Origin of the sequence: Halobacillus campisalis (assembly GCF_030345335.1) — a bacterium.
Lineage (GTDB): Bacteria > Bacillota > Bacilli > Bacillales > Halobacillaceae > Halobacillus_A > Halobacillus_A campisalis.
Genome location: NZ_JAPVRC010000002.1, coordinates 610,933 through 636,694 on the forward strand (window position 1 = coordinate 610,933; position 25,762 = coordinate 636,694).

At 41.5% G+C, this 25,762-nt stretch carries 29 protein-coding genes and 1 tRNA gene; 17 read left to right on the forward strand and 13 right to left on the reverse strand.

Translation table 11 applies throughout. The features are described 5' to 3' along the window. Window positions 1–2: 2 nt before the first annotated feature. Window positions 3–629, reverse strand: coding sequence for a response regulator (locus tag O2Q26_RS07120; RefSeq protein ID WP_289215234.1), 627 nt, complete (start codon window positions 627–629; stop codon window positions 3–5). Continuing rightward, window positions 626–1,426 (reverse strand): sensor histidine kinase, encoded by an 801-nt coding sequence (locus tag O2Q26_RS07125; protein ID WP_289215235.1) that lies wholly within the window; start codon window positions 1,424–1,426, stop codon window positions 626–628. The genes O2Q26_RS07120 and O2Q26_RS07125 overlap by 4 nt, the downstream gene beginning before the upstream one ends. Before the next feature lie 209 nt (window positions 1,427–1,635). Here O2Q26_RS07125 and typA point away from each other — a divergent pair, with 209 nt between their 5' ends. Then, entirely contained in the window at window positions 1,636–3,477 is a 1,842-nt protein-coding gene (gene typA, locus O2Q26_RS07130) for a translational GTPase TypA (RefSeq protein ID WP_289215236.1), read from the forward strand. 118 nt (window positions 3,478–3,595) lie between these two features. On the opposite strand, the gene O2Q26_RS07135 is transcribed toward typA, so the two are convergent. Next, entirely contained in the window at window positions 3,596–4,363 is a 768-nt protein-coding gene (locus O2Q26_RS07135) for a FixH family protein (protein ID WP_289215237.1), read from the reverse strand. Between the two features lie 189 nt (window positions 4,364–4,552). Further along, window positions 4,553–5,230, reverse strand: a complete 678-nt coding sequence (gene bshB2 / locus O2Q26_RS07140) for a bacillithiol biosynthesis deacetylase BshB2 (protein ID WP_289215238.1) — start codon at window positions 5,228–5,230, stop codon at window positions 4,553–4,555. Between the two features lie 405 nt (window positions 5,231–5,635). Between bshB2 and nadE the strand changes: the two genes are divergently transcribed. From nadE to msrA, 3 genes are all read left to right on the forward strand, one after another. Next, window positions 5,636–6,385 (forward strand): NAD(+) synthase, encoded by a 750-nt coding sequence (gene nadE / locus O2Q26_RS07145; protein WP_289215329.1) that lies wholly within the window; start codon window positions 5,636–5,638, stop codon window positions 6,383–6,385. Window positions 6,386–6,391: 6 nt separating this feature from the next. Then, window positions 6,392–6,952, forward strand: coding sequence for a cysteine hydrolase family protein (locus tag O2Q26_RS07150; RefSeq protein ID WP_289215239.1), 561 nt, complete (start codon window positions 6,392–6,394; stop codon window positions 6,950–6,952). A 90-nt stretch (window positions 6,953–7,042) separates the two neighbouring features. After that, complete coding sequence (gene msrA / locus O2Q26_RS07155) at window positions 7,043–7,717, forward strand: peptide-methionine (S)-S-oxide reductase MsrA (protein ID WP_289215240.1); 675 nt, start codon at window positions 7,043–7,045, stop codon at window positions 7,715–7,717. A gap of 152 nt (window positions 7,718–7,869) precedes the next feature. Here msrA and O2Q26_RS07160 read toward each other — a convergent pair whose 3' ends face one another. The 3 genes from O2Q26_RS07160 to O2Q26_RS07170 are packed head-to-tail and all read right to left on the reverse strand — an operon-like array spanning window position 7,870 to window position 9,131. Continuing rightward, window positions 7,870–8,184 (reverse strand): DMT family transporter, encoded by a 315-nt coding sequence (locus O2Q26_RS07160; RefSeq protein WP_253934189.1) that lies wholly within the window; start codon window positions 8,182–8,184, stop codon window positions 7,870–7,872. A gap of 2 nt (window positions 8,185–8,186) precedes the next feature. Then, on the reverse strand, window positions 8,187–8,537 hold the full coding sequence (locus tag O2Q26_RS07165; protein WP_289215241.1) for a DMT family transporter: 351 nt from the start codon (window positions 8,535–8,537) through the stop codon (window positions 8,187–8,189). A gap of 3 nt (window positions 8,538–8,540) precedes the next feature. After that, window positions 8,541–9,131: a TetR/AcrR family transcriptional regulator gene (locus O2Q26_RS07170; protein ID WP_289215242.1), complete on the reverse strand. Its 591-nt coding sequence runs from the start codon at window positions 9,129–9,131 to the stop codon at window positions 8,541–8,543. A 180-nt stretch (window positions 9,132–9,311) separates the two neighbouring features. Here O2Q26_RS07170 and O2Q26_RS07175 point away from each other — a divergent pair, with 180 nt between their 5' ends. After that, on the forward strand, window positions 9,312–9,533 hold the full coding sequence (locus tag O2Q26_RS07175) for a hypothetical protein (RefSeq protein ID WP_289215243.1): 222 nt from the start codon (window positions 9,312–9,314) through the stop codon (window positions 9,531–9,533). A 100-nt stretch (window positions 9,534–9,633) separates the two neighbouring features. Further along, complete coding sequence (locus tag O2Q26_RS07180; protein WP_289215244.1) at window positions 9,634–10,377, forward strand: PAS domain S-box protein; 744 nt, start codon at window positions 9,634–9,636, stop codon at window positions 10,375–10,377. 36 nt (window positions 10,378–10,413) lie between these two features. Here the strand turns inward: O2Q26_RS07180 and O2Q26_RS07185 are convergent, their stop codons facing one another. Continuing rightward, complete coding sequence (locus O2Q26_RS07185) at window positions 10,414–10,896, reverse strand: hypothetical protein (protein ID WP_289215245.1); 483 nt, start codon at window positions 10,894–10,896, stop codon at window positions 10,414–10,416. A 168-nt stretch (window positions 10,897–11,064) separates the two neighbouring features. Here O2Q26_RS07185 and O2Q26_RS07190 point away from each other — a divergent pair, with 168 nt between their 5' ends. Continuing rightward, complete coding sequence (locus tag O2Q26_RS07190) at window positions 11,065–11,466, forward strand: GNAT family N-acetyltransferase (protein ID WP_289215246.1); 402 nt, start codon at window positions 11,065–11,067, stop codon at window positions 11,464–11,466. An 851-nt stretch (window positions 11,467–12,317) separates the two neighbouring features. On the opposite strand, the gene O2Q26_RS07195 is transcribed toward O2Q26_RS07190, so the two are convergent. From O2Q26_RS07195 to O2Q26_RS07210, 4 genes are all read right to left on the reverse strand, one after another. After that, window positions 12,318–13,088, reverse strand: coding sequence for an SDR family NAD(P)-dependent oxidoreductase (locus O2Q26_RS07195; protein WP_289215247.1), 771 nt, complete (start codon window positions 13,086–13,088; stop codon window positions 12,318–12,320). 77 nt (window positions 13,089–13,165) lie between these two features. After that, window positions 13,166–13,939 (reverse strand): ABC transporter permease, encoded by a 774-nt coding sequence (locus O2Q26_RS07200; RefSeq protein ID WP_289215248.1) that lies wholly within the window; start codon window positions 13,937–13,939, stop codon window positions 13,166–13,168. Beyond that, the gene (locus O2Q26_RS07205; protein WP_289215249.1) at window positions 13,917–14,837 is read right to left on the reverse strand and encodes an ABC transporter ATP-binding protein; all 921 of its coding nucleotides are present in this window, start codon (window positions 14,835–14,837) and stop codon (window positions 13,917–13,919) included. Before O2Q26_RS07205 ends, O2Q26_RS07200 begins: the two co-directional genes overlap by 23 nt. Window positions 14,838–14,839: 2 nt before the next feature. Then, a complete protein-coding gene (locus tag O2Q26_RS07210; protein ID WP_289215250.1) occupies window positions 14,840–15,058 on the reverse strand; it encodes a PLD nuclease N-terminal domain-containing protein in 219 nt (72 codons plus the stop codon). 301 nt (window positions 15,059–15,359) lie between these two features. Between O2Q26_RS07210 and trpE the strand changes: the two genes are divergently transcribed. The 10 genes from trpE (at window position 15,360) to O2Q26_RS07260 (ending at window position 24,322) form a co-directional block, all read left to right on the forward strand. After that, a complete protein-coding gene (gene trpE, locus O2Q26_RS07215) occupies window positions 15,360–16,865 on the forward strand; it encodes an anthranilate synthase component I (protein ID WP_289215330.1) in 1,506 nt (501 codons plus the stop codon). After that, on the forward strand, window positions 16,862–17,884 hold the full coding sequence (trpD, locus tag O2Q26_RS07220) for an anthranilate phosphoribosyltransferase (protein WP_289215251.1): 1,023 nt from the start codon (window positions 16,862–16,864) through the stop codon (window positions 17,882–17,884). The genes trpE and trpD overlap by 4 nt, the downstream gene beginning before the upstream one ends. Continuing rightward, window positions 17,877–18,638 carry an indole-3-glycerol phosphate synthase TrpC gene (trpC, locus tag O2Q26_RS07225; protein ID WP_289215252.1) on the forward strand — a complete coding sequence of 254 codons (762 nt, stop codon included), beginning with the start codon at window positions 17,877–17,879 and terminating at the stop codon, window positions 18,636–18,638. The genes trpD and trpC overlap by 8 nt, the downstream gene beginning before the upstream one ends. After that, the gene (locus O2Q26_RS07230) at window positions 18,635–19,294 is read left to right on the forward strand and encodes a phosphoribosylanthranilate isomerase (protein WP_289215253.1); all 660 of its coding nucleotides are present in this window, start codon (window positions 18,635–18,637) and stop codon (window positions 19,292–19,294) included. The genes trpC and O2Q26_RS07230 overlap by 4 nt, the downstream gene beginning before the upstream one ends. Further along, window positions 19,275–20,468 (forward strand): tryptophan synthase subunit beta, encoded by a 1,194-nt coding sequence (trpB, locus tag O2Q26_RS07235; RefSeq protein WP_289215254.1) that lies wholly within the window; start codon window positions 19,275–19,277, stop codon window positions 20,466–20,468. The genes O2Q26_RS07230 and trpB overlap by 20 nt, the downstream gene beginning before the upstream one ends. A gap of 1 nt (window position 20,469) precedes the next feature. After that, entirely contained in the window at window positions 20,470–21,270 is an 801-nt protein-coding gene (gene trpA, locus O2Q26_RS07240) for a tryptophan synthase subunit alpha (protein ID WP_289215255.1), read from the forward strand. A gap of 26 nt (window positions 21,271–21,296) precedes the next feature. After that, window positions 21,297–21,893, forward strand: a complete 597-nt coding sequence (locus tag O2Q26_RS07245; protein ID WP_289215256.1) for an anthranilate synthase component II — start codon at window positions 21,297–21,299, stop codon at window positions 21,891–21,893. Between the two features lie 206 nt (window positions 21,894–22,099). Next, window positions 22,100–22,172, forward strand: a tRNA-Ala gene (locus tag O2Q26_RS07250). 116 nt (window positions 22,173–22,288) lie between these two features. After that, window positions 22,289–22,645 carry a hypothetical protein gene (locus tag O2Q26_RS07255; protein ID WP_289215257.1) on the forward strand — a complete coding sequence of 119 codons (357 nt, stop codon included), beginning with the start codon at window positions 22,289–22,291 and terminating at the stop codon, window positions 22,643–22,645. A gap of 420 nt (window positions 22,646–23,065) precedes the next feature. Further along, the gene (locus tag O2Q26_RS07260; protein WP_289215258.1) at window positions 23,066–24,322 is read left to right on the forward strand and encodes a YeeE/YedE family protein; all 1,257 of its coding nucleotides are present in this window, start codon (window positions 23,066–23,068) and stop codon (window positions 24,320–24,322) included. Between the two features lie 53 nt (window positions 24,323–24,375). Here O2Q26_RS07260 and O2Q26_RS07265 read toward each other — a convergent pair whose 3' ends face one another. Further along, window positions 24,376–24,882, reverse strand: coding sequence for a peroxiredoxin family protein (locus O2Q26_RS07265; protein WP_289215259.1), 507 nt, complete (start codon window positions 24,880–24,882; stop codon window positions 24,376–24,378). Window positions 24,883–25,762: the final 880 nt, after the last annotated feature.

A 25,762-nucleotide genomic window follows, 5' to 3' on the forward strand; every position in this document is an offset into this window, starting at 1 on the left:
CCTTACAGCCAATGCTTTTCATAAGCCATTCGTGCAAGCTCTACTCGATTTTTTATGTGCAGTTTACGAAGTACACTTTTCAAATGGTTTTTTACCGTGTTCTCCGTTATAAATAGCTGTTCTGATATTTCCTTGTTTGTTGCTCCCGAAGCGGCCAGTTTCATGACTTCGGATTCACGAGTGGATAGTGGCGGTTTACTTGTCTCTTTTTGGGTGAGTTTGGATAAGGTTTGCTCTATTAATTCTTCGGAAAATTCCCCGTCTTTTATAACAGCATCAATGTAGCTGTTCCAATCGGAAGGACGTACACTTTTTAATAAATAGCCCTGTGCGCCCTCTTTTAAAGCAGTAAAAAGGTGAGTGCTTTCCTCAGATACAGTCAAAATGATGATCTTCACTTCAGGGAAGTGTTTTTTTATATGTCTGGTAGCTTCAAAGCCGTTTATGTACGGCATATGGATATCCATTAAAATAACATCTGGGTGGAGCTGAGCCGTCAAGTCTATTGCTTGCTGGCCATTGGCTGCCTCTCCGACAATTTCATAATGATTGAAGGGGGAGAGGAGAGAGCGAATCGCTTCTCTCGCATCTTCGTGGTCATCGGCAACTAGGATTTTATAGGGATTCAACGCGCGTTCTCTCCTTTCTCCAATCTTAGTACCGTTTGATTTCTTTCCCTGACTAAGCAGAGCTTCCAGTTAATCGATTTTGCACGGTCTTTCATCATTTCCAGTCCATAATGGGGTTGGGCGTCTTCTGCTATTAGGTCTGTTCCATCATCTATGAGCTCTATTTTATTTGGGGTGCCTATAATTGTAACGTTGGATACTTGATCACCGTGTTTAAGGACATTGATCAACCCCTCACGGATAATCCAGAAAAAATGAACTTTTTCTTCCATAGTGTAGTTTTGATTCTGAAATGGCCAATTTACATGGAATTTTATGTCGGGACGTTGTCTGCGCATGGGGTCAAGCAAGTCATGTAAAGCACTATTCCAATCTTGAAGGTCTGGCGTTCTTAAGTGTTTGATCGAGTGACGGACATTAGACTGTATTTTATCAATAGTTGATTCAATTTCAACTATCTTTTTTTGATCAGAATGGTGAAGCTGTTGGATTTTGACAGACAGGAGAAAGAGTGACTGAGATATGGAATCATGCAGCTCTCTTGAAATCTCCTGACGCTCGTTAATAATCGCCTGTTTCATTTTCTCTTGTTCAAGCTCTCGTTGATTTTTCTCTAGTATTTGAAAAAGTTTGGAATTTATAAGAATGGAGAAGGCTAATACGAATAAGGGAGTAAGCCAATTTCCAAGTTCCATGGATATGATGGATAGCAGCCATTCATGACGAATGTATTCCCAAAGTCCGATAGCAAGGGCCGGTACGACAAAGATCAGCCATTTAATTTGTTGATATGTCATAGTTCACTCTCTCTTCTTGCCTGATAGGTCACTCATATTGTACTAGTAATCAGTCTTTATAAAAAGATTGTTATATACTTTTATCATGAAATTGAAAACAGATGTGTTTAAAATATGACAAAATAGTGTACATTAGGTATTAATATCTTTTGAAGTATGGTACAATAGAACGGTTGAATAATTTGCAATTTGAAAGAGGTGTGTGCTTCATGCAACACAGAAATGATATTCGAAATATCGCAATCATCGCACACGTTGACCACGGAAAAACTACGTTAGTGGACCAAATGCTCCACTATTCAGGAACTTTCCGTGATAACGAACATGTGGATGAACGAGCAATGGACTCTAATGATTTGGAAAAAGAACGCGGAATTACGATTTTGGCTAAAAATACCGCGATCAATTATAACGACGCACGTATTAACATTCTGGATACACCTGGTCACGCTGATTTTGGCGGCGAAGTGGAACGTATCCTCAAGATGGTTGATGGCGTATTATTAGTGGTAGATGCCTATGAAGGATGTATGCCACAAACTCGTTTTGTTTTGAAAAAAGCTCTTGAACAGAAACTGACTCCAGTGGTCGTTCTAAATAAGATTGATCGCCCGAATGCTCGTCCACAAGAAGTAGTAGACGAGGTTCTGGATCTATTTATTGAATTAGGTGCAGATGATGAACAGCTTGATTTCCCAGTTGTTTATGCCTCTGCTTTAAATGGAACTTCAGGTGATGAGCCTGAAGACCAGAAAGAAACAATGGATCCTATCTTTAAGCTGATCATGAACAATATCCCGGCTCCTTTAGATACGAAAGAAGAGTCTCTTCAATTCCAAGTAACATTACTTGATTATAATGATTACCTTGGACGTATCGGCGTCGGACGTGTGTTCCGTGGAAGCATAAAAGTAGGCCAGCAGGTTTCTCTTATGAAAAAAGATGGTTCTGTGAAGAATTTCCGTATTTCTAAATTGTTTGGTTTCATCGGCCTTAAGCGGATTGAAATCGAAGAAGCTCAAGCGGGAGATATCATTGCTCTTGCTGGTTTAGAAGATATCAACGTCGGCGAAACAGTTTGCCCGACAGATAATCAAGAAGCGATGGAAATTCCACGTATCGACGAACCAACTCTTCAAATGACGTTCTTAGTGAACAACAGTCCTTTCGCTGGTCGCGAAGGTAAGTATGTTACTTCCCGTCAAATTGAAGAACGTTTGTTGACCCAATTAGAAACGGACGTAAGTTTACGTGTAGAACCTACGGATTCACCAGATGCCTTTACGGTATCAGGGCGTGGGGAGCTTCACTTATCTATTCTTGTAGAAAATATGCGTCGTGAAGGATTTGAGCTTCAGCTTTCCAAGCCGAAAGTTATCCTCAAAGAAATCGACGGTGTCACTTGCGAGCCAGTAGAGCGTGTTCAAATTGACACACCAGAAGATTACCAAGGTGCTGTCATGGAATCTATCGGTATTCGTAAGGGTGAAATGCAGGACATGGTGAACGATGGAAACGGTCAAGTACGTCTTGAATTCCTAGTACCATCTCGTGGGCTGATTGGTTATTCAACTGAGTTCATGACTCAGACGCGTGGATATGGAATCCTTAACCACACGTTTGATGGATATGCACCATTAGCTCAAGGTCAAGTAGGCGGGCGTCGTCAAGGAGTTCTTGTTTCTCTAGATAAAGGGAAAGCGTCCACTTATGGTATTATGAACCTTGAAGACAGAGGTATTATCTTTGTTGAACCTGGTACTGAAGTTTATGAGGGAATGATCGTAGGCGAGCATAATCGTGATAACGATCTTACTGTAAACATTACGAAAGAGAAGCACTTGACGAACGTGCGCTCTGCTAACAAAGACACTACAAGCTCTATCAAGAAAACTCGTAAGCTTACTCTTGAAGAGGCTATCGAGTATTTAGATGATGATGAGTATTGCGAAGTAACACCAGAAGCGGTCCGACTTCGTAAGAAATACCTTAATAAAAACGAGCGTGAGAAAGCTGCGAAGAAGAAAAAACTTCAAAATGCTGAGCTTTAAATGCTAAGAGTAAGAAGCGAGTCTCTCTTTTGAGAGGCTCGTTTTTTATTTTGTATGAACAAGTAGAAAATGAGCAATTAACATAAAGAAACCTGACCGCATCACCGGTCAGGTTTCATCACTCTTTTACTTTAATGGATTCTTCCTTATGTCCATGGATTTCTTCTTCGGGTTTCTCGTAATGAACATTAACTACATATTCTCCTTCAGAAGGAAACTCATAATCCGCTGTATATTCGCCGGCTTCGTCTTCTTCAGCTTCGACGAATTCATGCTTTTCTAATTGATCCGAGCTGATTTCAAAAATGACTTCACCTTTTTCGAAAGGAGAGTCATTTTGCTGGATGTGAGTCACTAACTCAGAAGATTCTTCTGCAGTAAATTTTTCTGCTGTCATCAAGTGGACGGTAAATTCACCAGATCCATGATCATGTTCAGCGTCTTCTGAATGGCTGTGTTCGTCGTCAGATTCTTCTTCTAAAGCCTCACCGACTTGTACTTCTACCTGTGGCATCGTGTGGACATCTCTTGCTTGAGTATGGGCAATGACATGGTATGTACCAGAAGTATCAAAGGTGTAGTCGATTTCATATTGACCTTCGTCTAAACGTTCAGCTTCAATAGTCTCAGACTTACCTTCGCCTTCTTCATCACTCCAAATTTCAAACTCTACATAATCAGCATCGTTTACAGGTTCACCATTACTAGTAACGATCGCTTGAATCGAAGTCTGCTCATTAACCGAAAGAGGTTCTTCCTCAAAATTAACTTCTACTTCAGGCTGGAACATTTCTTCTTCATTTGATGAATTCTCTTCTTCAGACGAACCACATGCCGACAAAAACGTTAGAAAAAACAATAGGGATAATAACGATATTTTTTTCATAATAAGACTCCTTTTAAGGTCACTAACACTAGATTAGCATGAGTAGACATAAAAATCATATGACTCAACCGGGCTATTTAAAGGAAAGCTCGGTTACACGAAACTGCGGACATCAGCGAACTTCCTTTAGTGTGCCCATCCGAGTCTAGTAGAACAAAACTATACAATAAAAAAAGCCGACCTTAAAGGTCAGCTGTCTTCCCAAGTATATGTGTAAAAATGCTCCGATGTAACCCACTTCAATGCTTCAGGATCGTTCTTTTCGATCCCTTCATCCAGCATTTCAAGCATGCGGGCTGTTTGAGAGATGTGAGCGCGCATCGTATTCAGCTTTTCTTGCTGAACATGTTTGATATCATTAATGACATCAGGCTTACCTAGTTCCTCTTCGGTATTATTGGCAAACGCTAAAGCGTGCAATTTCGGGCGGAAAGTAGGGTCCATTTCTCCTAAAGCACTGACAACGGCACGTGCAGTCGCTTCATGATCGGGGTGGACGGCGTAACCAGGATAAAAGCTTATGACAAGGGAAGGCTTAAGTTCGTTGACTAAATCAGTCACGAGCTGTTTCATACGGTTGTCATCTTCGAATTCCAGTGTTTTATCACGCAGCCCCATCATGCGTAAATCTGTCAGCCCCATCTCCCCGGCCGCTTTCACAAGTTCTTTTTTCCGGATAGTTGGCAGGCTTTCTCTAGTCGCAAATGTAGGCATACCCAGATTACGGCCCATCTCCCCAAGGGTAAGGCAGGCATAAGTAACGGGAGTCCCTTGTTTTATATATGAAGTAATGGTCCCAGATACTCCGAACGCTTCATCGTCTGGGTGAGGGAATATAACAAGTACGTGCTGTTCTTTTTCAATCATTAAAAGTCACTCCTTGACCTTGGTTCTTTATTCATTATCACGTAAAAAATATATTTTTTAAAGCTATTTGATTTGAGAGGTTAAGTTATCGATCCCTTTCTTTCTCCAAATAAGTCAATGTGCAGATTTCAATTTTTTCGGCAGAGGCGGGATTGTTTAAAAATGTGTACTTATCTCTTTATATACTAAAAGTCACGTTAAATTTATTGCTTAATTCCAATTGCGCTATCTCTTTCTCCTCATATAAGCTTATTTACTTTTTTACCATAATAAGAACCTTTATCTTCGTCGTCCTTTTCAGTGGATAGCCGAAAATAAACTCATATATACTCTTTTATAACGTTTACTAATATAGTTTTACAGGAACATAAGGACAAGAAGCAAAAAGAGGAGAGGAGCTTGATGATGGAAAAACGCATTGAATACTTAGTAACCTGGCTGCAAGATAAAGTGAAAGAGGCAGGAGCGAATGGAGCTTTAGTAGGGGTGAGCGGCGGTATTGATTCAGCTGTGGTTTCTTACTTAATCAAAAGAGCTTTCCCTGACCATTCATTAGGGGTACTTCTTCCGATCAATAAAGGAGTAGAGGATCAGCCTGATGCCCTGGCAACCGTAGAGAATGCTGACCTTGACTATATAGGTATCGAACTGACCGAATCATATAAAGCAACCTATTCCAGTATTGAGGAAGAGTTGAAGAACAAAGGAGAATGGAACGAAGAAAATGCTCAGCTAAGAGGAGCGAATTTACAGGCTCGTCTTCGAATGAGTACATTATACGCAGTGGCGCAAAATTATGGATATTTAGTGGTGGGTACTGATAATGCAGCAGAGGATTATACGGGTTACTTCACGAAATATGGTGATGGAGGAGTGGACCTTGTGCCTCTCATTCATCTAAGGAAAGAAGAAGTTAGAGAGATGGCAAGCCATTTAGGAGTTACAGATGAAGTCATTAATAAAAAGCCTAGTGCCGAGCTTTGGGACGGCCAGTCTGACGAGGAAGAAATGGGCATTACTTATGAAGCGATTGATGCTTACTTGCGAGGCGAGTCGATTGATCCTGAAGATGAAAGAGTTCTTCGTAATCTTCACACAACGAGTGAGCACAAACGTCAGATTCCTGCAGGCCCTCCGAAGTATAGTGAGGAGTGATTAAACATGTCTCAAGATACAGCATTAATTATTATCGATATGATCAACAAAATGGATTTTGATGGAGGAGAAGACCTCCTCGAACACACGAAGAAAATTACAGAACCTATCAATACATTAAAGAGTGAAGCGAAGGAAAAAGGCATGCCAGTCATTTATGTAAACGACAACTTTGGCTTATGGCAGGATAATGTACCAGAACTGATAGAAGAATGTAAAAGTGGACCGGGCAAACCTGTAATCGACGAAATGATACCGGACGACGAAGACTACTTTGTAATAAAACCAAAGCATTCAGGGTTTTTCGGCACTCAGTTAAGTATTCTGCTTGAGCAGCTGGGGGTTAAGAAACTCATCCTTACAGGAGTTGCTGGAGATATCTGCATCCTCTTCACAGCTAATGACGCTTATATGAGAGACTATGACCTCTGGGTACCTGCAGACTGTGTAGCCTCAGAAAAAACGGACGACAATGATAATGCATTGAAGATCATCAAGCGATCCCTCTTTGCGAACATTACAGAGACTGGGGAAACGACAGCAGATCAAGTTTTCAATGAGCAGTGAGCAGACAATATGGTAGGGGTTTGAGGAGCAGCCGTGGTATCATGAATTAAAAGCTAATTCAACGTTGAGGTGAACGAGATGAGGAAGCGTATGAAATGGATACTCGTTGCAGTCGTTACGGTTGTTCTTGGCATTTTTCTCATACCTGAAGCTTACGCTTATTTTACGAAAAGAAGCTATGAAAGTGAAGCTGTGACGGATACAGAAATTCCTGAAAACTATGATGTAGCCACTTTCGCTGGAGGATGTTTCTGGTGTATGGAGCCTCCTTTTGAGAAACTCGCCGGTGTGGATGAAGTTGTTTCGGGGTATACGGGTGGAGAAGAAGTGAATCCCTCATATGAAGAGGTAACAAGTGGAGAAACGAGCCACCTCGAAGCGGTTCAAGTATATTTTGATCCATCGATTATTTCTTATGAGGATCTTTTGGAAGTATTCTGGCGTCAAATCAACCCTACAGATGATGAAGGCCAGTTTATTGATCGTGGATACCAATACACTACGGGGATTTTTTATCACTCTGAGGATCAGAGAACAGCAGCTGAAAATTCTAAATCCGCCTTAGATAATACCGGTCGATATGAAGACGAAATTGTAACACCGATTAAAGAAGCACAGGAATTTTACAAAGCCGAAGAATATCATCAGGATTATTATAAAGAAAATGAATGGCGTTATGATTATTATCGTGGAAACTCCGGGCGCGATGATTATTTGAATGAAATCTGGGGAGAGGATCGGAAACTTGATCTGCCTCAAAAATAAAAGTGGTCCACTTCTTCATGTGAAAGAGGTGGACCACTTTTAAGTCTAATATTGTTGAGTCGAAGAATCATCATAGCTGGTTTCTTCAGGTGCATTAGTATATTTTTTTAATAGATACAATGCAACGCAAGGAAGAGGGTCTTTTTATAAAATTAAGAGACAAGTTTTAGTCCTACAACCCCAGCAATGATACAAGATACGAAGAAGATTCTTTTTGTATTGACTTTTTCTTTAAAAAACAAGATTCCGAGAATCACTGTCCCGGCAGAACCAATACCGGTCCAAATTCCATAAGCTGTACCTACTGGAAGGTCCTTCAGAGACAAGGATAAAAAATAAAAACTTAAAGAACCTGAAAGCAGGGCGAAGATACTAGGTTTTAGTTTACTCAGACCATCGGATAGCTTGAGAAACAACATTCCGAGCATTTCTCCCATACCAGCCAACACTAAAAACATCCATGCCATGGTTATCCCTCCTGAACAGAATGGGTGACTTCGTCAGGGGTATCTGACATTTTCAACCCAATCACTCCGAAAATTAAAAGAACAATAAAAAAGACCTTCCCAGCGCCAGTTCCATCACCAAGAAATGTCATTCCGATAACTGCCGTACCAGCTGCGCCTAAACCTGTGAAAATGGCGTAGCCTGTACCGATATCGATCAAACGTAACGCTTTTGTGAAGAAGTAAAAACTGATGAATATAAACAAGACTGTAATAATGGAAATAAGCGGTCTTGAGAATCCCTCTGAAAGCTTCAAACCTACCGCCCATCCTACTTCAAAGACGGCTCCTACTAAAATATAAATCCACGCCATGGATTATCCCTCCTGATCTGACGCTTGAATACCCAGCCAAAAAATTTTGAAACTGGCTTTCTGACGTTTAATAAGTGTATCTCTGTCATAAAAATTTTCTTCTAAAAACAACCCGTCTATTATGGTATAAAAAGCGGAGGTAAGTTCACTCAAGTGTAAAGGACGTATTTCTCCTCTTTTTATTCCTTCCTTAAAAATATCTGCTAAAATTGTGTTCACTTCTTCTTCAGTTCGTACAAAAACCTGCTTTATTTGCTCCGCAAATTCTTCAGGTGGAAAAAAAGTAAAACGTTTAAAGAAGGCTCCTTCGGTAGAGAAAGACATATGATCTACATAAAGTTTGAAAATTTCCTGGAATTTTTCTCTAACCGTTCGATTTTCCGTATATTCTGTGAAGCCTTTAAGGTAGGCCAATTCTTTCTGTGACACTTCCTTTAAAACTCTAAGAAAGATCGCTTCCTTGCTGGCAAAGTGGTTATATAAAGACGGCTTCTTTATGCCAACTTTATCCGCAATATCAGAGAGACTTGTATTTTGATAGCCAGCGTTCGCAAAGCATTCTAAGGCGGCATCTATTATTTTTTGTTCTGTCATTATTATCACCTCAACATTTACTAACTAACGGTTGTTAGTTTCAATTTAACAGCTATTATTTCTTTTGTCTAGAATTTTGTTTTGAAAGCATGTTTAAAATTGATTAGGAAGGGAAGTTTCAATATATAGTAGAATTTTGTCGGAAAATTAGGCCATTTCTAAAAAGGGGTGTATGTTGCTTTGAACATCTATGTCTTAGACCGATACGAGGACACCCATGCAATTTTGATTCAAAAGGATTTGTTTAGTAATGAAATAATGATCCTAAAGGATAGGCTCATAGAATTTGCTAAACCTGGGGATACTTTGTCCATTGACTTCGACCAAATGGGAAACTTGAGGCATGTCGAAATTATTCTAAAACATAGTGAGGAAGCTGTATCTGATCTTGAGGGCGTTTAAAACATCTTTTCTTAGGAAAGGGTGTTTTTTTATTTATCTTGATTTTTTGACAACATGCGCCATAATAAATAGTAAGAAAATTGCGATAGGGGATGGGGCTATGTTATTAAGACATGCTGTGGACTTATTAGATGAAGGTGTTGTGATCACCGATCAGAATTATGAGATTACATATGTAAACCCTGCCTATGTTCAGATTTTTGAGCTGCAAAATGAAAGAATCATCGGAGAAAATATAAAAGAACTGTTCCCCCACGAGGATAAATCAAAACAGATTACGGCAAAAACCATTGAGGACAAAATAGAGAGAAGTGTTGAACGGCTGCCTTATAAATGGCGTGGCAAGGAAATGGTTTTGCAAATTTACACGAAAACATTCGAACATGAAGGGAAAAGTTTTGTACTGACAAGAGTCTATGACTTAACCGAGACCGCTGAAAGTGAGAAGCAGCTTGTACAAATGATCGAAGACATGACCGCCAACGTGGTGACGATCGCTAAAGGATACGCTTTACTTCCTTTGCAGCCCATTCTGAGAGAAGAGCAAAAACATATTTTGTTAGAACGTGTTCCAGAGCAATGCCGCGATCAAAGCATCAGCAGGTTAGCTATCCAATTCTCCGGCATATCAAGCATCAATCAAGAGTGGGCCGTCCTTCTGAAAAATTTAGTGAGAAATTTGCAGCTATTAGGAATCGAGGTAGTTCTGGCTGGGTTACGTCCTCAAGTAGTGATGCAGTTCACCCAAAATGGAGTTGAACTGGCTGATATCAAATCGTTTATGAATGTGCAGCAGGCAACGAAGTATTTCCTGGAGACGGGCTTCCGCCCTGATTTTAAATAAATAAACCCGAGAGTGAACCGTTCTCGGGTTTATTCTTTATATAGAGTTCGCAATGTCTATAGCTTTTTCTAATCTGTCTTCCTCTTCCATAGGTGAATAAGCCATTTGATAGATCACTCCGTCCTCGTCATCGAACCATTCGACGAATACAGCAGCTTCCCCTTCGTCAACTCCCGCAATAGAACCAGAGTTCAGTGTCATTCTTGTTTCTGTCTCTTGAAGAACGTTTCCGGGATTGTAGATCGTTGTTACCGTTAGTTCGTCTGCATTACGAGATTGGTAATGTACTTCTGCTTCATTCTCTATCACACTAGCCTCGATAGACTCACTTTCAAATGGAAGTTCAGAAGGTAGACCTAATGTTTCTTGCTCCTCAGTTGATAAATTGTCTTCAACAGGTGTTCCGAATGATTCTGGATAATTTTCTTTCAATGAATCGATTGAAAGGTCTGCGCCAGATGAGCAGGCACTGATCGTAAGCGTGGCAAGTAAAGAAAAAGCTGTCATTATAATTCTCAAGTTAGTCACTCCTAAACCTTACATAAATCTCTTCTAGAACATATTTTAGCATAATTCAAAAAAAGTCAGGGAGATGATTAAGAATTATATTTTAAGTGAAACGAAAATCAAGTTCAATCGTTATGTAAGGAAGAGGTCCTTAAAACGAATTAAAGGAGGATAATTAACATGTCACAAGTTTCCATTCGCTCATTCCGCATTCATGATTTTGACACGATTCAAGAGATGAACAAACAAGAAGGGTGGACTCAATTAATAGATAGTTCAGAGGAAACGTTACAGGCATGGATTAACTCTGAGCCGGCTCTTGTGTTATTAATGGATCAGGAGATTATTGGATATCTAAGGGGGATTACAGATGGGGCAGTGACGCTCTATATTACAGAGCTCCTTATTCGTGAGGATTACCGGAAACAAGGCTTTGCCCAGCAGTTGATTGAAAAAGCTCATAGCTGTTATCCGAGTACTCGAGTTGAAATGCTGGCGACTAACTCCTCTGAGGGTTACTACACAAGTAAAGGGTTCCGGCCATTTCACGGGTTCAGAAAAGCAGCGGAGGAATTTGCTTGAAAATAGAGATCAGCCTTAAAAGGCTGATCTCTTTATTTTTAGGCTATGTTAAAGGTGGTTGTTGATATTGATAAGTGAGTTATTCAACAACATGGCAGGATAGTTGAAGACTTAATTTCGAGACATTGGGTGAGTGGGTCAGGGCGGCGGGGAATGGCTCGCTTTCCGTGGGAGTGCAGTGAGCTTCCTAGAACGTTCCGTCCTGTGGGATCTCACCAAGCACTCTCTTCCCACAGGAGTCTCCCCATTCCCCGCCGCCCCTCACTAAAGATGTGCCTTCTCGAAATCGCTTGAAAAAGACTTTGATAATACTAATAGGAGCATCAAACTCCAGTGGTCTAGGTATAGCATTTTCAGTTCTAAGATCCTCTGCACTTTAAGGTAATATCAAGCACCTTTGCATACAAAAGTCTCACTGGTTATTATTCAAAAGCCGTTATTTATTATGTGAAGCAGCGCATATGATGTTTCCGTTATCCTCACAAAAGCAAGAAGGGCCGGGAAATTGCGAGACTCCTATGGGATGACAGTACATGGTGAGATCCCGGAGGGCGTTAGCCCGAGGAAGCTCACCGTACGCCCATGGAAAGCGAGTGATTTCCCGGCCCTTCAAGCTCTATTTTTGTAGCGGAAACAGGCAGAATGTCTAGAAACTGAGTCTTCCACTAAAGGGAGCTTATATGAATATCAACACGGAACTTTAACAAAGCCTATTTTTTAATGTAGGTTAATCCATGAGAGGATTATTCCTTAATATGGCAGGGTTGCAAGACCTCATTTCTTCAAGTAATGAATAACGAAACCATGCTTTTAAGAATAGAGATCTTTTCTGAAGTGGTTACCCGGTATTATTAAGAATCCATATAATGAGCGAGCTTAGCTGCCAGTGACCTTGGTACAAATTTAGTTGTATAGGATAAGGAAAGATTCATAGTTCCAGGAACGACCACACGTTTTCCTTTGATGAATCCTAAGAAACCGGCATTTGCTACTTGTTTTGCAGTCATTGTACGATTGACCAATTTCGTATGTTCAGCTTTCGCATTTTTGAAGAAATTGGTGGAGGTCGGACCTGGGCATAAGGTTGAAACCGTCAGATCAGTATCTTTCAACTCTTCTACCAAAGCTTCAGAAAATGACAGCACATAGGCTTTAGAAGCATAATAGACCGCCATTCGCGGTCCGGGCTGGAAAGCTGCAATACTGGCCACGTTCAAAATTCCTTTTGGGATATCATAAAGTGGCGATTCCTTCATATCGGGCAAAAAGTAATGAGTTAATTCGGTCAACGCTTGTACGTTGACTTGAAGCATATTTTGTTGATCTTTTAAAGGTAAGTCCTCAAAAGGTCCATTGAGTCCGAATCCTGCATTATTGACAAGGACTTCGACCGTTTTTCCGTGATCACGTACTTGGTGGTAAAGCTCTTTTGCGGCACCGGGCCTTGATAAGTCTTTTGCAATGATGGTGACTGAATGGCCATCTAATTCTGATTTAAGTTGTTGAAGCTTCAACTCTGAACGAGCGACGATAATAAGGTTATAACCCGCCTTGGCAAATAAGTGGGCGAATTCATAGCCGATACCTCCAGAAGCACCGGTAATCAACGCAGTAGGTTTCAAACAAATCTCTCCCTTTCCAACATCATTATCCATTTCATACCCTTTTAGTTAAGAGTCCAATCATACTATATTTCCCATCAACTCATTTCTTTAGTCTTTAGTGAATAACTAGCCCCTATAAGTAAAAATACGATGAGTAATACGGTAACAGCTGAAGTCCCCCATAATTCTGAAGGCACATTTCCAGTTTCTATGATCTCTATCATATAGTTAGGGATTAAGTTCGGAAGCCACTCAATAATGTGTTGAAAAATCTGACTGAAGATTTGCATCACAATGATTACTGCAATCGTTAAAAAAGCCACAAGGCCCGGAATTTTAACGAGCGTATTCATGAAAAAATTAACCGCAGTAATAAAAAGGATCCATAAACTATAAAAAGCCCCGGAGATGATAATATTTGTGAAAGGAATGTTTTCAAATAGTATGGAAACATAATACCAGCTTGATAATAGGCCGGCGTATACTGCAGTAAGGTTCAAAAGTGAAAAGCTTGCCCACTTTGCAGTAATATAAGCCATGTGGTTGACTGGTTTGACGAGAATCAGCTCAGCTTTACCGCTTTTTCGTTCTCCTGAAATTGCGCCCATGGATATAAGAACGATAACAGCAACTCCAATCATATTGAACTGGCCGATGCTCATCATGATCACATCAGTGGGAGGGGGAGTAGGAATATCAATCGTAGCACCTTCAGGCAGCCCGCCTACTGAATCGAGTATTTGCGGCAAGTAATATGTAGTTAGCGGATCCATCAGCCCGAGAAGAATAAAAACGAGAGGCACCCATATCCACTTGAAATTTCGCCACGATTCGAGAGACTGTGCATTAAATATGGTCATCCACTGCATGCTGATTCACCACCTTCATAAACAAATCTTCCAGAGACATACGTCCATATTCGAAATGAACGACAGGCCAATTGTTTTCAGCAAATAGTGTAAGCAGGCTGTGACGAGCGGATTCCATATCATCTACAATTAAATGAAAGCTCTCCTTCTTCACGGTTACCTCGGTTATGAAAGGAAGTGCACGCAGCATCTCAAGATAGCTTTGCAATTCTTGACTCTCGAGTTGAAGCAGAATCTTATTCATCGGATGCTTACCCCGAACCTCAGTAAAAGAACCGGATTCAATAATTTCGCCGTGATGCATCAATAACAGCTGATCACTTGCTTCTTCTGCATCGCTTAAGATATGCGTGGAAAACAATAATGTGGTTTCCAGTTTTAATTCTTCCATTAAATTAAGTACATCACGACGCCCGATCGGATCCAATGCAGAAACAGGTTCATCAAGCATCAGCAGCTTAGGCTTATGAATCATGGCCTGGGCGATGCCAAGGCGCTGTTTCATCCCCCCGGAGTATTGGCCGATCTTTTTATGTCCGGCATCTTTTAGACCTACTCGTTCCAGTAATTCTAAAGCTCGCTCATTTGCCATATTCTTAGATAAGCGGGCAAGGCGTCCTACATAGACGAGGAACTCTTTACCACTCATCCAAGTGTGGAATTGTGGATGTTGCGGCAGGTATCCGATTTGCTCGCGGATATCTTTCGTTTCGAATTCAGAGAATCGGATGCTGCCACTCGTTGGACGTATAAGTCCTGCCAGCATCCTTAAGGTTGTCGTTTTTCCAGCACCATTAGGACCAAGGAGCGCGACGCAATGTCCCGGCTCTAAATGAAAGGAAACATTACGTACGACTTCTTGTTTACCAAAAGATTTTGTGAGTTGTTCAACTTGCACTTTTAGTCATCCTTTCCGAAAATGAAATAGGCAATCGGTCCGAGAATATTAAAGAAGATAATGATAAGCGCCCATAACCATTTTGGGCCATTCGTGAATTGTGCTTTTGCTAAACTTATAAGAGCCGTAATAACAAGGATCAGCTGAATAATGATGAGCGGAGCTAAGATAGCCAAGTTGTCGCTGAAAAATTGTGGTGCAGATTGCGTTAATAAAATCATTTATTTTTCCTCCTTCATCTTCTATACGTTCTATATATCCAATTGGTTTCGCTTTTATGAATTGAAGAGTTGACATTATTATCAGAATTTTATACACTGTTTGAAAGCATGAAGAGCAGAGAATGAGATTAGTCTAGTTGAGGAAACAGGGTGAGCTGAGCGAGCTTTAGGAATCCGACGGACGTTAGGAGCTGTCAGATGGCCTGAGCCATTGAATTCCACCTTTTTTCATCCCACATTTGAATACCCCTCAACGTCTCATTTTCCATAACAAATTATGGAGAGGTGAGCACCCATGAGTATGACGACAAAGGAATCATTCCTTACAGATGCTGAGGAATACCGCACGATTCCGATTTCCCAATCCTTTTATACCGATACACTTACGCCCATCCACATGTTTCACGCATTGCGCGATGAGGCTGTCTATATGCTGGAAAGCCAGGACCCTGAATCTCCATGGTCTAATTTCTCATTTATTGGTTTAGACCCGATGATTGACATTTCTCAGCAAGAAGGCACGTTTATAATAGAAGATTTTCAGGAAAAAACAACCCGTACTGCGTCGAATTTCAAGGACGCCTTTGAAAAGACGGTAGACAAATTAAAAGTAAAACAGGCAGATGTTCCTTTGCCTTTTAAGGGAGGAGCCGTTGGATATATCGCTTATGATGCGATTTCCGATTATGAGCCTGTACCGTTTGCAGAACCCGATCATATGGATTTATCCAATTATCACCTGTTGTTCTGTAAAACTCTAATTGCCTACCATCATAAAACAAAAGAAACGACAATTTTGACTTTTGCTAGATTAACCGACGACAATCATGCGGAGGAAATGTATGAACAAGCAGCCGGGCGTGTTAAAGAAGTAAGCCAGCGTCTGAAAGAAAACAGTTTCCTTCCTGACTTGATGTTGACGGACGAGCTCTCAGATCATTCCATAGATTTGAAGAGTAATTACGAAAAAGAAGATTTCAAAAATGATGTAGAGAAAATTAAAGAATATATATTAGCCGGCGACATCTTTCAAGCTGTGCTTTCCCAGCGGTTTCAAGCAACGACCGAACGGAGCGGTTTTGAGCTTTATCGAATTCTAAGAAAAGTCAATCCGTCTCCCTATATGTTTTATTTAAGGTTTCATGACGTAGAAGTGATGGGAAGTTCTCCCGAACGGCTGTTAGAAGTGCAGGACGGTGAACTTGAGATCCACCCCATTGCCGGCACGAGAAAACGAGGCAGCACTCAGGAAGAAGATGATGCCTTAGCTGAAGAGCTTTTAGCTGACGAAAAAGAACAGGCAGAACACAGGATGCTTGTAGATTTAGCACGTAACGATATGGGAAGAGTTGCAGAATATGGGACCGTCAAAGTCTTTGATTATATGACAATCGGCCGGTTTTCGAAGGTTATGCACATCATCAGCAAGGTGACAGGGCAATTGAAAGAAGGAGTTTCGCCAATCGATGCCTTGATTTCTGCTTACCCAGCCGGCACACTTTCTGGCGCACCGAAAATCAGAGCTATGCAAATTTTAAGGGAACTTGAACCAACCCCCCGTCATTTATATGGAGGAGGCGTGGTTTATTTAGGCTTTGATGGCAATATCGATTCTTGCATCACCATTCGTACGATGACTAAAGTAGGCGATCAAGTATACGTACAGGCAGGGGCCGGCGTAGTAGCCGATTCCGATCCAGAAGCAGAGTATCAAGAAACGATTAATAAAGCGAGCGCATTGAAGCGCACAATAGAAATAGCTGAGCGAGCATTTGAGAAGAGCAGAGAAGGAGTCGAGACGAAATGAAACAAATTTTAAGTGAGATTGTAGAAGGAAAAACGTTGACAGAAGAAGCTGCATTCGAAGCTATGAACGAAATTATGCAGGGCAACGCAACGACGGGCCAGCTGATGAGTCTCCTTTCCGTCATCCGTCACCGTGGAGAAACGGTAGAAGAAATGACCGGGTTCGTTCGAGCCATGCGTGCCAATATGACAAAGCTGGAAGTAGAAAATGATGAGATCGTAGATACGTGCGGAACAGGAGGAGACGGCAGCTCCACATTTAATATATCCACAGCCGTATCGATTATCCTTGCTTCCATGGACGTAAAAGTCGCTAAGCACGGTAATCGCAAAGTATCATCAAAAAGCGGAAGCGCCGACGTATTAGAAACACTGGGCATTCCGATTGATACGACCCCGGAAGAAGGGGCGAAAGCTATCTCAGAAAAAGGGATGACATTCATGTTCGCCCCAAATTATCATCAGGCGATGAAGCATGCCGGGCCAGCCCGTCAGGAACTTGGTTTTCGAACCGTCTTCAACTTGCTTGGACCAATGTCTAACCCTGCGAATGCCAAGCGTCAGCTCATTGGCATTTACGATACGACCTATGCTGAAAAGATGGCCGAAACGCTGAATAAATTAGGTTCTAAACACGTCTTATTAGCTACCGGCCGTGATGGGCTGGATGAAATCACAATGTCGGGTGTCACGGACATTGTAGAACTGAAAGACGGAAATATCACGCGATTTACAATTGAGCCAGAAGATTTAGGATTGAATACAGGTCAATTGAAAGATATTCAAATTACAACAAGCACAGATAGTGCGCAAATTATAGAGAAGGTACTTCAAGGCACAGCTAACGAAAGTGCCATGACCATTGCGACGATGAATGCTGCAGCTGGATTGTATGTAGCCGGCAAAGCTGCCGACTTAAAAGATGGCGTTCAAAAAGTCCAGCAAGCTATTGAAGCAGGTACGGTTTATGAATATTTCACTTCTATTCAAGAGGAAAAGGAGCGACGTCAGTATGCTTGATACGATTTTAGCGATAAAACAACAAGAGATTGAACGACTATATTTACCTGAAGCGGCTGACGTGAAGAAGGTTCCTTTTGCTGAATCTCTTAAGAATTCCAAGAAAATTGCCGGGTTGATTGCAGAAGTGAAAAAAGCCTCTCCTTCGAAAGGAGTTATCCGCGATGATTTCAACCACGTGATGGTTGGGAAACAGTATGCTGATGCGGGCGTTCAGGCGATTTCAGTGTTGACTGACCAGCACTTCTTCCAGGGGCATCGCGACTTTTTAACGGATATTAAGAAATTCGTGGATGTTCCTGTGATGCGCAAGGATTTTATTATCGATCCCGTACAAGTGGAGGAGAGCAAGTTAATGGGAGCTGACGCCATATTGCTGATTGGCGAAGCCATGGAGCCGAAAAAACTTCATGAGTTATATTTGCAAGCCTATGAATCGGGCATGGAAGCGCTCGTTGAAGTGCATAGTGAAGAAACACTTGAAGGTGTGTTGAAGGAATTCACACCTGAGGTATTAGGTGTGAATAACCGCAACCTTCACACGTTTGAGACGAAGCTTGAACAAACCGAAAAAATGGCGAAGTTGGCCCCAGACGAAGCATTTCTCGTCTCTGAAAGCGGAATATTTACGTTTGAGGATATCCAGAAAGTCGTTGGTTATGGTGCGGGCGCTGTTTTAGTGGGAGAGTCACTGATGAGACAAAACAATATTAAACAAGCAGTGACAAATCTCTTGGACGGAGTGAACGTATGATACGTGAGCCTCTCGTTAAATTATGCGGCAATCGATCAGCAAGCGATGTAGAGAAGAGTGCTTCTTCGAACGCTACTCACTTAGGCTTTATTTTTGTTAAAAAAACAAAGCGCTACGTCCGGCCAGAACGGGTGGGCCAATGGGTACGCCGTACAAAGCCGAAACAAAAGCTTGTAGGTGTATTCGTTGATCCGACGATTGAGCAGCTGGAGGAAGTGCTTTCTTTTGTTTCATTGGACGTCATTCAGCTTCACGGCAGCGAGACCGTTTCAAAAATATTGCAAATCAAAGAAGCGGTTGGGCTGCCTGTTTGGAAAGTCGTCCATCATCGGGATGGTGCCTTAGAACAGATGGAGATCTACAAAGGCGTAGCGGATGGTTATGTGATCGACTCGAAAGTAGAAGGCGCATATGGCGGCACAGGAGTCAGTTTTGACTGGAGCACAGTAGAAGACTATGTGCGCGTCGCTAATGAACAAAATGTTTCCTGCCTGATTGCTGGAGGGATCACACCCGAGAACGTGTCACAGCTTCTTGGACAACACCCAGAAGGCATTGATATATCTAGTGGAATTGAAACGAATGAACAGAACGATTTATATAAAATCCAAGCAATTATGAAAGAGGTGGACCGACATGCAGCAAGTTTTTCCTGATATCAAAGGACGTTTTGGTGATTTTGGCGGTAAATATGTTCCAGAAACGTTGATGGGGCCTTTACAAGAATTAGAAGAAGCTTTAGACGAAGCTATGAGCGACCAGGCTTTTCTGGATCAGTATCATCATGTATTAAAAGAATATGCCGGACGCCCTACTTCCCTAAGCTATGCGGACAAGTTATCTAAGCAGCTGGGCGGAGCAAAAATATATTTAAAGCGAGAAGACTTGAATCATACTGGTGCACACAAGCTGAACAATGCGATCGGCCAGGGATTACTTGCGAAACGCATGGGTAAAAAGAAAATCATCGCAGAAACTGGCGCTGGTCAGCATGGTGTAGCCTCAGCTACTGTAGCGGCTAAATTTGGCCTTGAGTGTAAAGTGTTCATGGGTGAAGAAGATATTCGCCGTCAGGAGCTCAATGTGTTCCGCATGAAGTTGTTGGGGGCTGAAGTCATCTCTGTTTCTAGCGGAAATGGAACGTTAAAAGATGCAACGAACGAAGCCATTCGTTACTGGGTTGCCAATTGTGAAGACCACTTTTATTTAATAGGATCTGTTGTAGGTCCGCATCCGTACCCACGCATGGTCCGCGATTTTCAGCGTGTTATCGGGGATGAATCGAAGAAGCAGTTTTTAGAAGTCGAATCTGAGCTTCCTGACCGAATTTATGCATGTGTAGGCGGCGGAAGTAATGCAATGGGGATGTTCTATCCATTTTTGCAGGATCCATGTGAATTGATTGGAGTCGAAGCGGCTGGTAAAGGAATCGATACTCCAGAACATGCTGCTACACTGACAAAAGGAACTCCAGGTGTAATCCACGGGTCAATGACTTACCTTATGCAGGATGTAAACGGACAAATTACAGAGCCGTACTCGATCTCAGCAGGGCTTGACTACCCGGGAATCGGACCGGAGCATGCTCATCTTTTCCAAACGAAGCAAGTGCGCTATGAATCGATTACTGATAAAGAAGCGTTAAGTGCATTGCAGCTATTGACCGAGCAAGAAGGTATTATTCCAGCGATTGAAACGGCACACGCTTTGGCACAAGCATTCAAGGAAGCAGCTGAAATGACTCCAGAGCAGACGATCCTGATCAACTTGTCAGGCCGTGGCGACAAAGACATGGCCACGCTGATGGAACATTTTCAGGAGGAGGAATAATATGCTGACACAAACTTCATTTCAAGGGAAGCTGACGAAAACAGAAGATTTGTTTATCCCGTTCGTTGTAGCTGGAGACCCGACTCCTGAACTGACGATCCAATTTGCATTGCGGCTGCAGAAGGCTGGTGCAGACATTCTGGAACTCGGGGTACCCTATTCAGATCCATTAGCTGATGGACCGACAATCCAGAGAGCAGCACAGCGCGCATTGCAACAGAACATGTCGCTGACGAAGGCGATTGAACTAGTGCCTAAGCTGCGAGAAGCAGGGGTGGAAATTCCGGTCGTTATTTTCACGTATTATAATCCTGTCATTCAAATGGGATACGATCGCTTTTTCGAAATGTTAGAAGAAAATGGAGCAGAAGGTGTTCTAATTCCTGATTTACCATACGAAGAAAGTGAAGAAATCAGAGGGTTGGCAGAAGAAAAAGGAGTCGAGTTCATTTCACTTGTAGCACCTAATTCGGATACTCGCATCAAACAAATTGCTGAGCATGCTAAAGGTTTCCTGTATTGTGTTTCAACGCTCGGAGTGACGGGTGGCAGCAATCAGATGTCTGCAGAAACCTTATCATTTATTAAAAAGGTAAAAGAGCATAGCCAAGTGCCGGTAGCTGTGGGATTTGGCGTTTCTACGAATGAAGATGTACAATTAGTAAGAGAGCACTCCGATGGCGTCATCATCGGAAGCAAGATTATTCGTCTGATCGAAGGCGAGCTGGAAGCATTTGAAAATGGCCAGGAAGAAGAAGCACTCGAACGTTTTTATCAAGAGATTCATCAGCTTGTAAAATGAATCTAGACCAGAGGAGCTGAGCAGAGTTGATCTACATGATTGATCACTACGATTCATTCACATACAATCTCGTCCAGTATCTAGGCGACCTTGGCGAAGAAGTGATCGTGCGAAGAAATGACGAAGTCACCTTTGAAGAAATCGATGAGCTGCAGCCAGAATTGTTATTCCTTTCACCAGGCCCATGTTCTCCTGATGAAACAGGAATCACACTTGAAGTCATTGACCGATATAAAAAGACGATCCCCATCTTTGGCGTATGCTTAGGCCACCAGGCCATCGCTCAAGTATTCGGCGGAAAAGTCGTCCGAGCCGATCGATTGATGCACGGCAAAAGCTCAGAAATCTTTCACGATAACCGCTCGATCTATAAAAATCTCAATAACCCTATGGAAGCTATGCGCTACCATTCCTTAATCGTCGATAAAAAGGATGTACCTGAAGCCTTCGAGATCACCGCTGCCACCGTCGAAGGAGAAATTATGGGCATTCGTCACCTCGAATATCCCATTGAAGGCGTCCAGTTCCACCCAGAATCCATCGGAACAAACGACGGCATTCAATTGCTGAAGAACCTTATGGATCAGCTGAGGGAAGAAAAAGAAGAAGTTGTCGCAGACTAAATAACTGGAAGAAGTCTATCTCTCTTAATTTTAGAGAGATAGACTTTTATTGTGTTTGCTGGAGGGGATGAGTCGGTTTTGGATCAAATGTTAGAAAAACCTTACCAAATGTCAGAATTATTGGCTGAAATGTCAAAATTAATTTCAAAAAGTATTGAATAAACGACTTATAAGCGCTATAATAAATTTTGTCGGAAAAATTATATGGGGCATTAGCTCAGCTGGGAGAGCGCTACACTGGCAGTGTAGAGGTCAGCGGTTCGAGCCCGCTATGCTCCACTAAAGAATAAAGAAAAACCCCTGCATAGCAGGGGTTTTTCTTTTATATGAAGATTATTTTAATTCTCATGCTAAGCTAACAAAACATGATAACACTTAAAAAGGAGTAAATAAGTATGGTTAACTTGTCCAATATTACAAAAAATGATGCTGCTTATTATGAGAGTATGGTAGGAAGTGGCGGTAATACTTCCAAGAAAAGTCTCTATGATCGATGTCCATTTTATGAGTTACTTAAGGATCGTAATTCAGAGGAATATAAAATGTTTATAAAAGTGTACAAGACTATGCAATATATTCTTTTAGATAGGGAAAAGCTTGTACTGAATAAGATATATGGAGTTGATTGTGATATAAAGATATTGAGTAAGATAGCAAAAGAAATCAATGTAACCCCAGAGCGTGTAAGGCAAATTCGCTATAAGGCGAACGTGAAAATCTTAAGGGAATTAAGAGAGATTAAAATAGAATAGTTATGTTGAACTTTTAAACGTAATTTACTTTAACATGATAAAAATACATAAGTTGGATTCATGGTTGGTTTAATGAATTGGGCAGTAATCTTTATATTGCCATTAATGATTTTTAAGGTGCACAGAAAGCTCGTACAGTTGTCGCTCAAGTTGATGAAAATTCGCCAGAACCGCTCTTTATTAGGAGATATTGTAGATGAGATTCGTTTAGACTGCCTGACAAGATTAAGACGCGCAGTTCGTTTTAAAAAAGATCGAGTGAATTCGTAAATTACTTCGGCCGTGTTCTCCCCCATACTCATGGGTATCCAATTTTAAAGGTTAGGTTGATCTATTAAACAACTTCTTTGACATAAATAAGAATCCTAGTTATTCTATGTTTATAAATCCGACTATTTTTATAAGGAAAAGGGTGTTTGCATGGAAACTACAAGAGTTCAACCTATAGATGAAGTGAAAGATCCCGTACAGCGAAAAGATGCTGACTTAAACAGCCCTCAAATGCCACTGATTATCGGCGGTCTCATCGTTGGTGCAATTTTAATGATTTATCTTATGATTACCCAGAATGTAGTGCAGTCATTACTACTCGTGATTGGTCTATTGCTTGGTTATACACTATTCCATGCTCGATTTGGTTTTACTTCTGCTTTTCGCAGAATGATGTCTGTCGGGAATGGACAAGCTTTACGTTCTCACATGTTAATGTTAGCCGTAGCTGTGACTTTATTTGCTCCGATTTTAGCATTTGGTTATTCATTCTTTGGAGGAGAAGTGGCAGGCTATGTTTCACCAGTAGGAGTAAGTCTGCTAGTTGGGGCATTTATGTTTGGTGTAGGAATGCAGCTCGGGGGAGGATGTGCTTCTGGTACGCTTTATGCAGTCGGAGGCGGTCGCTCTGTTATGCTTGTTACGCTGCTATTCTTTATCATTGGCTCTACCATTGGGGCAGCCCACTTACCATTTTGGACAGAAGATCTGCCCGCATTTGAACCTGTGTCTCTAGCGACCTCTACAGGTCTAGGTTATGGCGGGGCCTGGCTGCTTTCCATAGGTTTGTTCGGGTTAATTGCCTGGATTACTTTAGTAGTAGAAAAGAAGAAAAAGGCACCGAAAATGGCTCCTGTGCCAACAACAAATGGCTGGAAAAGAATCTTCCGCGGATCGTGGCCATTATTCGCAGCGGCTATCATATTGGCTGTTCTTAACGCTTTAACTTTAATGACGAGAGGTGCTCCATGGGGTATCACTTCAGCCTTTGCCCTATGGGGTTCTAAAGTTGCTCAATTCTTTGGGCTTGATGTAGCTAGCTGGGGGTACTGGCAAGGATCGAATGCAGCCGTTTTGGAGGCGTCCATTTTTGCAGACTCTACCACAGTATTGAACTTAGGCGTTATTTTAGGGGCTTTCCTGGCTTCAGCAGCAGGCGGCCTATTCAAATTCTCAAAATTGAATGGGAAAAATGTAGCGGCTTCCGTTATCGGAGGTTTGCTGATGGGGTATGGAGCCCGACTTGCTTTCGGCTGTAATATTGGAGCTTACTTTGGAGGCATAGCATCCTTTAGCCTTCATGGTTACATTTGGGGTGTTTTAGCATTAGCCGGGACATTCCTCGCCCTTTATTTAAGACCGTTGTTTGGGTTATCTGTTCCTAAATCAAAAGATTCTTTTTGCTAGCTGATAAAGAGAAGAGACACCGCCATGTGAATCGTTCACATGGCGGTGTTTGTTTATTTCAGATTCTTCTTGATGTATTGAATGATTTTTCTAAGTTCTTTGGGATGAGGGCGGCCGAATGGGCTTGTTTGTCTTTGTTGATATAGTAACTTTCCTTGTCCATCTGTCAAAAAGTAAGCGGGGTCACTGTGAGTACCGTGATCCTCATAAGGTGCAGTCTCGTCATGGTAATGAACACCATAAGACTCTAGAAACTCCAATTTCTCATCAATTAGAACTGGAAACGTAAAGCCGTGCTCTTCGACCATTTTTTCTAAGTCTTCTTTTTCATCGTGTGTTATGGTAGTTAAGTGAATTTGCTGTTTTTCAAAATACCCTTTGCTCTCCTCAAACTCCTGTAACTCACTCATACAGGCGGGACACCAGGAGCCGCGGAAATAAATAATAAGGTGCCACTGATCACTATTTGATTTAAGCACTTCAGAAAAGTTGAATTCTTCTCCGGACACAGTCGGTAAGGTGAAATTTGGTACTTGCTGACTTAACTTGAAACTTGTCATGAGCAAACACTCCTTTTTAATTATATTACTTACCTTACCCTAGTTTTGTAATAAATAAATGTGAGCTATATTACATTTTCAATTTTCAACAGGAACTTCACTTATAAAATTGGTCATAAAAAAACTCACACCACTGAATGATGTGAGGGTAAACAACTTAGGTGACTCAACCATGTTAGAATCATCCTGGATTCTACATTGTCTTGATTTGATTAACTCGCAGAAGGACAATTCTTTCTAAGAATTCGTTTCCGCTTCATGTGGTTAAGTCAAATTTGTGTTGATGCTCCTCTTTTCTATAAATTTCTTATGAAAAGAAGGAAGTAATGCTAGAGCGACCTTTAAATCTTGACTACCTCTGCAAGGAATGTGTTGATTTCCTTTTCAGGGGTCATTGTCTTACAGGAATTGGTCGACTCTTCGTATCAGGGCGGTTATATACCCTTATTCCGACACGTGACCTTCAGATCTGGGCAATTCTCATCCTCTACACAGGAGTTGTGTTCCCTTCTATCGGTCAAAATGTCATTGTTCGTTTGGAAACGAACTCGCGATGGTTGAGCCACCTAAGTTGTTTAGCGGTTTGTTTCTTCTCTACATGTTTATTATACCATTGTTTTTAATTTAGTGCGAGCAAATTCACAAAAAAGATTGCGCTTACATAACTGATTTGAAGGGTTTTTTTCAGTATTCGAGATTGGACTAGTAGAAAAACGGGACTACTCGATGATGAGGAAACAGGGATACGCTCTGTTGCAATATACATTATGCTTCTCTTCATATTGAAGGTTTAAAAATTGCTATCAATTTATAATTTTACAGGGAATGCTTCTAATTTTAAGGGGTTTACCTTTCTTTACACCCCTCTATCTATTAATAT

What these genes read in the sequence shown, in the direction of transcription:
- O2Q26_RS07125 (WP_289215235.1), bottom strand. Translation starts at nt 1,426, where the DNA reads ATGACATATCAACAAATTAAATGGCTGATCTTTGTCGTACCGGCCCTT.
- typA (WP_289215236.1), top strand. Translation starts at nt 1,636, where the DNA reads ATGCAACACAGAAATGATATTCGAAATATCGCAATCATCGCACACGTT.
- O2Q26_RS07135 (WP_289215237.1), bottom strand. Translation starts at nt 4,363, where the DNA reads ATGAAAAAAATATCGTTATTATCCCTATTGTTTTTTCTAACGTTTTTG.
- bshB2 (WP_289215238.1), bottom strand. Translation starts at nt 5,230, where the DNA reads ATGATTGAAAAAGAACAGCACGTACTTGTTATATTCCCTCACCCAGAC.
- nadE (WP_289215329.1), top strand. Translation starts at nt 5,636, where the DNA reads ATGGAAAAACGCATTGAATACTTAGTAACCTGGCTGCAAGATAAAGTG.
- O2Q26_RS07150 (WP_289215239.1), top strand. Translation starts at nt 6,392, where the DNA reads ATGTCTCAAGATACAGCATTAATTATTATCGATATGATCAACAAAATG.
- msrA (WP_289215240.1), top strand. Translation starts at nt 7,043, where the DNA reads ATGAAATGGATACTCGTTGCAGTCGTTACGGTTGTTCTTGGCATTTTT.
- O2Q26_RS07160 (WP_253934189.1), bottom strand. Translation starts at nt 8,184, where the DNA reads ATGGCATGGATGTTTTTAGTGTTGGCTGGTATGGGAGAAATGCTCGGA.
- O2Q26_RS07165 (WP_289215241.1), bottom strand. Translation starts at nt 8,537, where the DNA reads ATGGCGTGGATTTATATTTTAGTAGGAGCCGTCTTTGAAGTAGGATGG.
- O2Q26_RS07170 (WP_289215242.1), bottom strand. Translation starts at nt 9,131, where the DNA reads ATGACAGAACAAAAAATAATAGATGCCGCCTTAGAATGCTTTGCGAAC.
- O2Q26_RS07180 (WP_289215244.1), top strand. Translation starts at nt 9,634, where the DNA reads ATGTTATTAAGACATGCTGTGGACTTATTAGATGAAGGTGTTGTGATC.
- O2Q26_RS07190 (WP_289215246.1), top strand. Translation starts at nt 11,065, where the DNA reads ATGTCACAAGTTTCCATTCGCTCATTCCGCATTCATGATTTTGACACG.
- O2Q26_RS07200 (WP_289215248.1), bottom strand. Translation starts at nt 13,939, where the DNA reads ATGCAGTGGATGACCATATTTAATGCACAGTCTCTCGAATCGTGGCGA.
- O2Q26_RS07210 (WP_289215250.1), bottom strand. Translation starts at nt 15,058, where the DNA reads ATGATTTTATTAACGCAATCTGCACCACAATTTTTCAGCGACAACTTG.
- trpE (WP_289215330.1), top strand. Translation starts at nt 15,360, where the DNA reads ATGACGACAAAGGAATCATTCCTTACAGATGCTGAGGAATACCGCACG.
- trpD (WP_289215251.1), top strand. Translation starts at nt 16,862, where the DNA reads ATGAAACAAATTTTAAGTGAGATTGTAGAAGGAAAAACGTTGACAGAA.
- trpC (WP_289215252.1), top strand. Translation starts at nt 17,877, where the DNA reads ATGCTTGATACGATTTTAGCGATAAAACAACAAGAGATTGAACGACTA.
- O2Q26_RS07230 (WP_289215253.1), top strand. Translation starts at nt 18,635, where the DNA reads ATGATACGTGAGCCTCTCGTTAAATTATGCGGCAATCGATCAGCAAGC.
- trpB (WP_289215254.1), top strand. Translation starts at nt 19,275, where the DNA reads ATGCAGCAAGTTTTTCCTGATATCAAAGGACGTTTTGGTGATTTTGGC.
- trpA (WP_289215255.1), top strand. Translation starts at nt 20,470, where the DNA reads ATGCTGACACAAACTTCATTTCAAGGGAAGCTGACGAAAACAGAAGAT.
- O2Q26_RS07255 (WP_289215257.1), top strand. Translation starts at nt 22,289, where the DNA reads ATGGTTAACTTGTCCAATATTACAAAAAATGATGCTGCTTATTATGAG.
- O2Q26_RS07260 (WP_289215258.1), top strand. Translation starts at nt 23,066, where the DNA reads ATGGAAACTACAAGAGTTCAACCTATAGATGAAGTGAAAGATCCCGTA.
- O2Q26_RS07265 (WP_289215259.1), bottom strand. Translation starts at nt 24,882, where the DNA reads ATGACAAGTTTCAAGTTAAGTCAGCAAGTACCAAATTTCACCTTACCG.